The following is an 8,460-nucleotide window of genomic DNA, read 5'->3' on the forward strand; positions in this document are numbered from 1 at the left end:
CTGTCGCACAATCTTTGTGCGGTATTGCCTTTATCCGATAATTTTCTCATCATAAAAAGAGCACTGTGTCCTGCATACTGCGGGCACAGTGCTTTTTCTTTTGTGGAAATACAGTCTGCACGGGCGTTTTACATGAGTATGTTTAAGAATGGCATTTTTCACAATGTGAAATTTGTGAAAAATGCCGGAGAAAGGGAAAACTAACGCAATATCTAACAAAAAAGCGGAATTTTACTTAAAAAACAGCACCTAAATCCGGCGGATACTTATCATTATTCCGGAAAGTGTTGTGCCTTTGTGAAATGTGCAACAAAACAAGAAAAGAAACTAGTAGAAATCGTCATGAAAGTCGATTGACTTTTTTCGAAAATCGTCCTATAATAAAGGAAACAGCAATAAACACGCTGTTGATTTTCGTTTTTCAGGAGAATTGGAAAAAGCAGGGAATCCTGCGGAATTCCGCGGAAAACCACTGTTTCTCTCTCCGGAAAAACGATGCAGAAAAGGTGGTGGATACAATGGGTGAAGAACTGCAGGAACAGCTGCATACCCGGATCCTCTGGGAGAGTCCGTTTGACGTACCGCTGGTGGGACCGATCCATATCAGTGAATCGGTCGTCATGACATGGTTCCTTATGGCGATTATTATGGTGCTGGTACTGATACTGACACGGAATCTCAAGATCGTACCGGGAAAGCGGCAGGCGTTTCTGGAAATGGCGGTCACATGGCTCACAAACTTCTTTGAGGGCAACATGGGCAAAGCCGGCAGACGCTATGTGCCCTATCTGAGTACCGTGCTGATCTATCTGGGAATCGCCAATATGATCGGCATGTTCGGGTTCGGCATGAAGCCTCCCACAAAGGACATCAACGTCACCGTGGCACTGGCACTGATGAGCATTATCCTCATTGAAGCGTCAACATTTCGGGCTCAGGGCGGCATCAAGGGCTTTTTGAAGTCCTTCACAAAGCCGATGGCTCTGCTGACACCGCTGAATGTGATGGAGATCGCCATTCGTCCGCTGTCGCTGTGTATGCGACTGTTCGGTAACGTACTGGGTGCTTTCGTTGTCATGCAGCTGATCGAACATGTCTGTGGTCTGATTATCCCGATGGTGTTCAGCATGTACTTCGATGTGTTCGACGGACTGATTCAGGCGTATGTCTTTGTATTCCTGACATCGCTGTTCATGGCAGAAGGCATGGAAGTCGAGGAGGAGAGTGTGCCGAAGTTACAGCAGGCATAGCTTGCTGCAATCCCACTCGGCAGCTACAGAAAGGAGCGTTCCCTATGGTAGGAGCAGGTATCGCAGTATTGACAGGTATCGGTGCAGGACTTGGCATCGGTATCGCAACGTCCAAGGCAACAGAAGCCATTGCCAGACAGCCGGAGGCTGCCGGAGCGATCAACAAGGCACTGCTGCTGGGCTGTGCACTGGCAGAAGCAACCGCCATCTACGGTTTCGTTGTTGCACTGCTGATGGTTATCATGAAGTAAAAAACACGCCCCCGCAAAACAACGCGGGCAGAAAGGTAGGAATTGAAAATGATAGGAGCAGGTATTGCAGTATTGACTGGTATTGGTGCCGGTCTGGGTATCGGTATCGCAACATCCAAGGCAACAGAAGCCATTGCCAGACAGCCGGAGGCTGCCGGAGCGATCAACAAGGCACTGCTGCTGGGCTGTGCACTGGCAGAAGCAACCGCTATTTATGGTTTCGTTGTTGCACTGCTGATGGTCATTATGAAGTAAAAGGACCACCTTCTGAATCTGAGAGAAAGGAGCACGGCTTTTCTTGGAAAAAGCTGTGAGAGTGGATATGTTAGATTTTGATTTTTGGACCATTTTGTTTTCCGTCATCAATATCCTCGTGCTGTTTTTCTTTCTGAAAAAATTCCTTTTCGGCAGAGTAAATGCCATGCTGGAAAAGCGGGCACAGATGGTGCAGGCGGATATGGACGAAGCCAAGCAGCATGCCGCTGATGCGGAAAAGCTGAAGAATGCATATGAGGAAACCCTGAGCGGTGCCAAGCAGGAAGCAAAACAGATCATTGCGACCGCAGAGCAGAATGCACACGCACAGGGCAGCGAGATCACTGCCAAGGCTCAACAGCAGGCAGACACGCTCCTCAAAGAAGCACAGAAGGAAATCGAACGGGAACGCCGGCAGACACTGGACGGCGTACAGGGCGAGATCGCCGATCTGGCACTGGCTGCCGCTTCCAAGCTGATGGAGCAGAAAGTGGACGACCAGACCAACCGCGAGCTGGTGAATGCGTTCTTGTCTGAGGAAGGAGCAGGAGAATGAATGGTGCAGTGACATCTTATGCAACCGTGCTGCTGACGCTGCCAAATGCGTCAGATGCCGTGGCAGATGCACAGCAAACCTTTCAGAACTGCCCCCTGTTGACGGATTCCCTAAGCAACCCGACGATTTCGGAGGCGGAAAAGTTTGCAGTGATCGACCGGATCTTTCCGGAATCCCTGCGGACCTTCCTGAAGGTTGTCTGCCAAAACGGTCAGATCGACAGCATACTGGAGATTTTTTCAGAATATCAAGCATTGGAACGCCGGCAAAGACATTGTGCTCATGCCGTGCTGGAATATGTAACGCCGCTGACAGACGCACAGCTGACAGCGATGAAAAAAATGATCTGTGCAAAAACCGGCGAACCGGAGGTACAGTTGGAACTGCACCAGAATCCGGAACTGCTGGGAGGCTTTATCCTGCATATCGGCGATGACGAGTATGACCGCAGCGTGCGTTCTGCCGTCCGCAATATGCGAAAGAGCCTGATACGGAGGTGAGGGTAAGACATGAGTACCATGAATGCAAGTGAGATTATATCCGTTTTAAAAAGCGAGATAGAGGACTTCGACCGGAAGTCCGGCGTGCAGGAAACCGGTACAGTCGTTCGTGTGGGCGACGGTATCGCAACGGTATTCGGCATGCAGCATGCCATGTACGGCGAACTGGTAGAATTTGAAACCGGTGTACGAGGCATCGTACAGAACTTGGAAACCAAGACCATCGGTGTCGTTCTGCTGGGCAGTGACTATGGCATTACAGAGGGTACTTCTGTTGTCCGTACCGGAAAGCGTGCCGGTATCGGCGTAACGCAGAAAATGATCGGCAGAGTTGTCGGTGCACTGGGAAACCCGATCGACGGCGGCGATCCCCTGACAGCAGAGGATTATTTCCCGATCGAACACGAAGCACCCGGCGTGGCGTACCGGAAATCGGTCAATGTACCGTTACAGACCGGTATCCTTTCCATTGACTCGATGTTCCCCATCGGACGCGGTCAGCGTGAATTGATCATCGGCGACCGTCAGACCGGTAAGACATCGATTGCTGTGGATACGATCATTAACCAAAAAGGACAGAATGTCATTTGTATTTATGTCGCAATCGGACAGAAGTCCTCGACAGTTGCAAAGATCGTTTCTACCCTGAAAAAGAATGATGCAATGGAGTATACCATTGTCATGTCTGCATCTGCCAGCGAACCGGCTCCGGTACAGTATATCGCACCCTATGCCGGCACGGCGATCGCAGAGTATTTCATGAGTCAGGGCAAGGACGTGCTCATTGTATACGATGACCTTTCCAAGCACGCGGTGGCATACCGTGCAATGTCCCTGCTGCTCCACCGTCCGCCTGGGCGTGAAGCTTATCCGGGTGACGTATTCTATCTGCACTCCCGTCTGCTGGAACGTTCCTGCCGTCTGGACGATGCACACGGCGGCGGTTCGATCACCGCACTGCCGATCATCGAAACACAGGCAGGCGACATCTCTGCCTATATCCCGACCAACGTCATCTCCATTACAGACGGACAGATCTTCCTCGAAAGCGAACTGTTCAACGCCGGTATGCGTCCGGCAGTCAACGTCGGTCTGTCTGTATCCCGTGTCGGTGGTGCCGCACAGACCAAGGCGATGAAGAAAGCCTCCGGTCAGATGCGTGTGGATCTGGCACAGTTCCGCGAAATGGAAGTCTTTACACAGTTCAGTTCCGATCTGGATCCTGCTACGCAGGCAATGCTGGATCACGGTCATGTGCTGATGGAACTGCTCAAGCAGCCGCTGTATCACCCTCTGGCAATGTGGAAAGAGGTCGTGATCCTGTCCGCAGCCTCCAACGGTCTGCTGGACGATGTGGCATTGAGCGATCTGCGTTCATTCCGCGAGGGACTGATGAACTATGTGGAGGCAAACGGTGCGGCGATCGTTACCGAAATGAAAGAAACCGGCAAGCTTTCCGACGAATCCAGAGAAAAGCTGCTGGAACTGGTGCGTACCTATAAGAAGCAGGTGAACTAAAATGGGCAACATGCGTGAGATCCGTGACCGGATCAAGAGCATCAACGACATTATGAAAATCACCAATGCCATGTATCTGATCTCCTCCTCCAAGCTGAAAAAGGCGAAAAAGGATCTGGCGGCAACACAGCCCTATTTCAATAAGCTGCTGTATGCTATGCGGAGTATCCTTTCCCGTGCACCGGAGGACATCGATATGCGGTATTTCGATCAACGGGAGGAGATCAAGCCCGAAGACCGGAAGGTGGGCTATATTGTCATCACTGCGGACAAAGGCATGTGCGGCTCCTATAACCACAATATCATCAAGCTGACAGAGCAGAAAATGGCGGCACACAAGCAAAGTCACCTGTACGTCATGGGACAGGTGGGAAGAATGTACTTCCAGCGGCGTGCCCGTGCCGGAGAACTGGACGTGGATACAGAGTTTATCTATACCACCCAGAACCCGACGCTCTATCGTTCCCGCCGCATTGCGGAGCAAATGCTGAAAGCGTTTGACGAGGGAAAGCTGGACGATGTGTATATTATCTATACCGATATGGTTTCGTCCATTGCCTTTGAACCGAAAATTTTGCAGCTGCTTCCGCTGGATGCAGAGCACTTTGTACAGAGTAAGGGCGAGATCACCAAGCACCATGAGGCAGTGTTCTCCCCCAGCCCGAATATCGTTATGGAGCATCTGACTCCGAACTTTATGAAGGGCATGATCTATGGTGCCATGGTCGATTCGTTCTGTAGTGAACAGCAAGCGAGAATGTCTGCCATGGACTCTGCAACCACCAGTGCGAAGGATATGTTACAGGATCTGTCGCTGCAATATAACCGTGCAAGACAGGCGGCAATCACGCAGGAGATCACAGAGATCGTCAGCGGTGCAAATTCCGCCGAATTGTGAAGACAGGTTCTAAGAACAGCACGACACCAAGCAGTGCTGTCTAAGGCAATACCGCGCAAAGAGCGTCTGGCGACTTTGCACGCCATCTGCTTGCAAATTTTCCGTTGACGAAAAATTTGACGACGCATCTGTCGCACAATCTTTGTGTGGTATTGCCCTAAGAATTGGAAGGCTCGGCAGCGGCGGAGTCGGCGGGTGTCATCTGATGCCCGCTGTGCCGCCGCCGTCTGGAAAGGAATGATGATATGGAAAAAGGGAAAATCGTGCAGGTTTTAGGACCTGTCATTGATGTGGCATTCCCGGGAAAGCTTCCGATGATCAAGGATGCATTGACCGTCGATAACGGCGGAAAGACCTGTGTCATGGAAGTGGCACAGCATATGGGCAACGGCATCGTCCGCTGCATCAGCCTGTCCTCTACGGAGGGCTTCGCAAAGGATATGGAAGTCACCGCCACCGGTTCCTGCATCAAGGTGCCGGTCGGTACCGCCACACTGGGCAGAATGTTCAACGTGCTGGGCGAAGCGATCGATGATGCCGGTGAAGTTAAGACCGAAGAAAAGTGGCCGATCCACCGTCCGGCTCCGTCGTTCCGCGATCAGAGTCCGGTAGTCGAGATTCTGGAAACAGGTATCAAAGTCATTGACCTGCTGGCTCCGTATGCAAAGGGCGGTAAGGTCGGTCTGTTCGGCGGTGCCGGCGTTGGTAAGACCGTCCTGATTCAGGAACTGATCCACAACGTTGCGACCGAACACGGCGGCTATTCTATTTTCACCGGTGTCGGCGAACGTTCCCGTGAGGGTAATGACCTGTGGAACGAAATGAAAGATTCCGGCGTTATCGAAAAGACGGCTCTGGTATTCGGACAGATGAACGAACCGCCGGGGTCCCGTATGCGTGTGGCACAGACTGGTCTGACCATGGCAGAATACTTCCGTGATGAAAAGCATCAGGACGTGCTGCTGTTTATCGATAACATTTTCCGTTATGTACAGGCAGGTTCTGAAGTTTCCGCCCTGCTGGGACGTATGCCGTCTGCCGTAGGCTATCAGCCGACACTGGCAAACGAAGTCGGCGAACTACAGGAGCGTATCACTTCTACCAAGAACGGTTCTATCACCTCTGTACAGGCAGTTTACGTGCCGGCAGATGACCTGACTGACCCGGCTCCGGCGACTACATTCGCACATCTGGATGCGACGACTGTATTGTCCCGTAAGATCGTGGAACAGGGTATTTATCCGGCAGTAGATCCGCTGGAATCCACCTCCCGTATTCTGGAACCGGACGTAGTGGGCGAAGAACACTATCAGGTAGCCAGAAAGGTGCAGGAACTGTTGCAGCGGTACAAGGAATTGCAGGACATTATCGCAATTCTGGGTATGGAAGAACTGGACGAGGATGACAAGCTGGCAGTATATCGTGCCCGTAAGATCCAGAAGTTCCTCTCACAGCCGTTCAACGTGGCAGAAGTCTTTACCGGTCTGCCGGGCAAGTACGTACCGCTGCGGGAAACCATTCGCGGCTTTAAGATGATCGTAGAGGGTGCTATGGACGAACTGCCGGAAAATGCGTTCTTCAACGTGGGCACTATCGACGAGGCGATCGCGAAAGCCGAGAGCATGAAGAAGGAATCGTGAGGGATGTACTATGGCAAACACATTTCAGCTGGAGATTCTGGCATCTGACCGCCCGTTCTATGTAGGTGCGGCAGAGCAGCTGGTGTTTCCGACAGTGGACGGTCTGATGGGCATTTTGCCGGGACATGAGTCCATGGTCACCATTGTCAGCCCCGGAGAACTGAAATATCTGGTGGACGGCGAATGGCACTATGCGGCGATCAGCGAGGGCTTTGCCGAAGTGCGTCGGGACTATGTGCTGGTGCTGGGTGATGCCATCGAACTGCCGGAAGAAATCGATGCCAAGCGTGCCGCAGAGGCTGCCGAGCGTGCGAAAGAACGGCTGCTGCATAAGCAGAGCATTATGCAGTACTACCACAGTCAGGCTGCCTTGAACCGTGCAATGAACCGTCTGAAGATCTCCAAGCGACACAATCATGAAATTTAAATGCAGTTTTTTGCATGAAAAAACACCGCTTCTCAGTCTGGGAAGCGGTGTTTTTATTTGCATAGTGTGATCGCCGGAAAAAAGTTTCGCACGATGTCATACCCCAGCACTATCGCAAGTACAATTACCAGTGCGGCCGTCCGCCGCGGAAGAATCTGCCGTGGTTTGCCTATGGCGGTGCAGACCAGTTCCGCATAGCAGCAGAGCAGGGCAGCACAGAGCGTGCCGATCATGGGGTTGCAGCCAAGCGAACGGAGCACCTGCCCTTTGCATAGAGCCAGTACCGCACGGGTATTTCCGCAGGCGGGACAGAGCCAGCCGGTGGTTCGGTAGAATGTGCAGTCCGGCAGCGGCAGAGCCTCCAGAACGTGCAGCAGCGGGCGGTGCAGGCAGACCAGCAGCACTGCTCCAAGGAACAGCCCGATGCTCCATAGGCAGGCGGTGCGGCGGCTCATTGCCGCAGAGGCACGCCGGTATTGTCGCGGAATTTGCCCAGCAGAATGTGAAACAGGTCTACCAGTGTTCCGATCAGGAAAAAGCCGCCGGTGCACAGCCAGAGCAGCCCTGTGCCGATTTTTCCCACATAGAACCGGTGCAGTCCTGCAATCCCGAAAAATCCCAGAATACACAGCAGCAGAGCCGGCGTTTTTCGCTTGTCGCTGGTAATGGTGACGTATTGTGCCATAATCTCAAAACCTTTCTTGTTTTTCTGTATCATACCAGATTTTTCGGGGAATGTCAAGGGGGAGTTGAGATTTGCGGTGATAATTACGGCTTTATTATGTTAGGGGACTTCTTGAAGTAGGGGGCGATGCCCGCATCGCCCCGCCGGTTGACTTTTTTCAATATTGCCGCCCCTGAAAGGGGAGGCGGTGGAGGGGTTCTGCTGAAATCTTTTACTTTTGTTTCAGGTTTCACAGAAGAAATCCCTCCGTCTGCCCTTACGGGCAGCCACCTCCCTTTTCAAGGGAGGCTATTATAGAAAAAACATTTTTGTGCAGTTTCTAATGCTGTCGTGTCGAAACCGTCCGGCGGAATTCGCTCGTACCTCGCTGTCCGCCTAGGGCATGCCAACGCCGATTGTTGACCTTGCCTGTATTGTTAATGTTGATATTCAAGTGTTTTCCGATACAGGTGGGTAACTTTATTTCATACGGCGTTTGCA

12 protein-coding genes are annotated in these 8,460 nt (G+C 52.0%); 9 read left to right on the forward strand and 3 right to left on the reverse strand.

The window, feature by feature from the left end:
* Positions 1-518: 518 nt before the first annotated feature.
* From RUMCAL_RS06155 to atpC, 9 genes are all read left to right on the forward strand, one after another.
* Positions 519-1,250, forward strand: a complete 732-nt coding sequence (locus RUMCAL_RS06155) for a F0F1 ATP synthase subunit A (RefSeq protein ID WP_169725993.1) — start codon at positions 519-521, stop codon at positions 1,248-1,250.
* A 44-nt stretch (positions 1,251-1,294) separates the two neighbouring features.
* A complete protein-coding gene (atpE, locus tag RUMCAL_RS06160; protein ID WP_021681797.1) occupies positions 1,295-1,501 on the forward strand; it encodes an ATP synthase F0 subunit C in 207 nt (68 codons plus the stop codon).
* A gap of 48 nt (positions 1,502-1,549) precedes the next feature.
* Complete coding sequence (gene atpE / locus RUMCAL_RS06165; RefSeq protein WP_021681798.1) at positions 1,550-1,756, forward strand: ATP synthase F0 subunit C; 207 nt, start codon at positions 1,550-1,552, stop codon at positions 1,754-1,756.
* Between the two features lie 43 nt (positions 1,757-1,799).
* Positions 1,800-2,312: a F0F1 ATP synthase subunit B gene (gene atpF / locus RUMCAL_RS06170; RefSeq protein ID WP_051343698.1), complete on the forward strand. Its 513-nt coding sequence runs from the start codon at positions 1,800-1,802 to the stop codon at positions 2,310-2,312.
* Positions 2,309-2,812 carry an ATP synthase F1 subunit delta gene (gene atpH / locus RUMCAL_RS06175; protein ID WP_021681800.1) on the forward strand — a complete coding sequence of 168 codons (504 nt, stop codon included), beginning with the start codon at positions 2,309-2,311 and terminating at the stop codon, positions 2,810-2,812. The genes atpF and atpH overlap by 4 nt, the downstream gene beginning before the upstream one ends.
* 9 nt (positions 2,813-2,821) lie before the next feature.
* Positions 2,822-4,330, forward strand: a complete 1,509-nt coding sequence (gene atpA, locus RUMCAL_RS06180; protein WP_021681801.1) for a F0F1 ATP synthase subunit alpha — start codon at positions 2,822-2,824, stop codon at positions 4,328-4,330.
* A 1-nt stretch (position 4,331) separates the two neighbouring features.
* Positions 4,332-5,228, forward strand: coding sequence for an ATP synthase F1 subunit gamma (gene atpG, locus RUMCAL_RS06185; protein ID WP_021681802.1), 897 nt, complete (start codon positions 4,332-4,334; stop codon positions 5,226-5,228).
* A gap of 245 nt (positions 5,229-5,473) precedes the next feature.
* A complete protein-coding gene (gene atpD, locus RUMCAL_RS06190) occupies positions 5,474-6,868 on the forward strand; it encodes a F0F1 ATP synthase subunit beta (protein WP_021681803.1) in 1,395 nt (464 codons plus the stop codon).
* Positions 6,869-6,878: 10 nt separating this feature from the next.
* A complete protein-coding gene (atpC, locus tag RUMCAL_RS06195; protein ID WP_021681804.1) occupies positions 6,879-7,295 on the forward strand; it encodes an ATP synthase F1 subunit epsilon in 417 nt (138 codons plus the stop codon).
* A gap of 53 nt (positions 7,296-7,348) precedes the next feature.
* Here the strand turns inward: atpC and RUMCAL_RS14515 are convergent, their stop codons facing one another.
* The 3 genes from RUMCAL_RS14515 to RUMCAL_RS15435 all read right to left on the reverse strand — a co-directional run bounded on the left by RUMCAL_RS14515 (position 7,349) and on the right by RUMCAL_RS15435 (position 8,213).
* On the reverse strand, positions 7,349-7,750 hold the full coding sequence (locus RUMCAL_RS14515; RefSeq protein WP_021681805.1) for a DUF2752 domain-containing protein: 402 nt from the start codon (positions 7,748-7,750) through the stop codon (positions 7,349-7,351).
* Positions 7,747-7,980: a TM2 domain-containing protein gene (locus RUMCAL_RS06205; protein ID WP_040647294.1), complete on the reverse strand. Its 234-nt coding sequence runs from the start codon at positions 7,978-7,980 to the stop codon at positions 7,747-7,749. Before RUMCAL_RS06205 ends, RUMCAL_RS14515 begins: the two co-directional genes overlap by 4 nt.
* Positions 7,981-8,063: 83 nt before the next feature.
* The gene (locus RUMCAL_RS15435; protein ID WP_021681807.1) at positions 8,064-8,213 is read right to left on the reverse strand and encodes a hypothetical protein; all 150 of its coding nucleotides are present in this window, start codon (positions 8,211-8,213) and stop codon (positions 8,064-8,066) included.
* Between the last annotated feature and the right edge of the window lie 247 nt (positions 8,214-8,460).

Source organism: Ruminococcus callidus ATCC 27760, assembly GCF_000468015.1.
Classification (GTDB): domain Bacteria; phylum Bacillota; class Clostridia; order Oscillospirales; family Ruminococcaceae; genus Ruminococcus_C; species Ruminococcus_C callidus.

Excerpts from the sequence above, each read along its gene's own strand:
- RUMCAL_RS06155 (WP_169725993.1), top strand. The coding sequence starts at position 519 with ATGGGTGAAGAACTGCAGGAACAGCTGCATACCCGGATCCTCTGGGAG.
- atpE (WP_021681797.1), top strand. The coding sequence starts at position 1,295 with ATGGTAGGAGCAGGTATCGCAGTATTGACAGGTATCGGTGCAGGACTT.
- atpE (WP_021681798.1), top strand. The coding sequence starts at position 1,550 with ATGATAGGAGCAGGTATTGCAGTATTGACTGGTATTGGTGCCGGTCTG.
- atpH (WP_021681800.1), top strand. The coding sequence starts at position 2,309 with ATGAATGGTGCAGTGACATCTTATGCAACCGTGCTGCTGACGCTGCCA.
- atpA (WP_021681801.1), top strand. The coding sequence starts at position 2,822 with ATGAGTACCATGAATGCAAGTGAGATTATATCCGTTTTAAAAAGCGAG.
- atpG (WP_021681802.1), top strand. The coding sequence starts at position 4,332 with ATGGGCAACATGCGTGAGATCCGTGACCGGATCAAGAGCATCAACGAC.
- atpD (WP_021681803.1), top strand. The coding sequence starts at position 5,474 with ATGGAAAAAGGGAAAATCGTGCAGGTTTTAGGACCTGTCATTGATGTG.
- atpC (WP_021681804.1), top strand. The coding sequence starts at position 6,879 with ATGGCAAACACATTTCAGCTGGAGATTCTGGCATCTGACCGCCCGTTC.
- RUMCAL_RS14515 (WP_021681805.1), bottom strand. The coding sequence starts at position 7,750 with ATGAGCCGCCGCACCGCCTGCCTATGGAGCATCGGGCTGTTCCTTGGA.
- RUMCAL_RS06205 (WP_040647294.1), bottom strand. The coding sequence starts at position 7,980 with ATGGCACAATACGTCACCATTACCAGCGACAAGCGAAAAACGCCGGCT.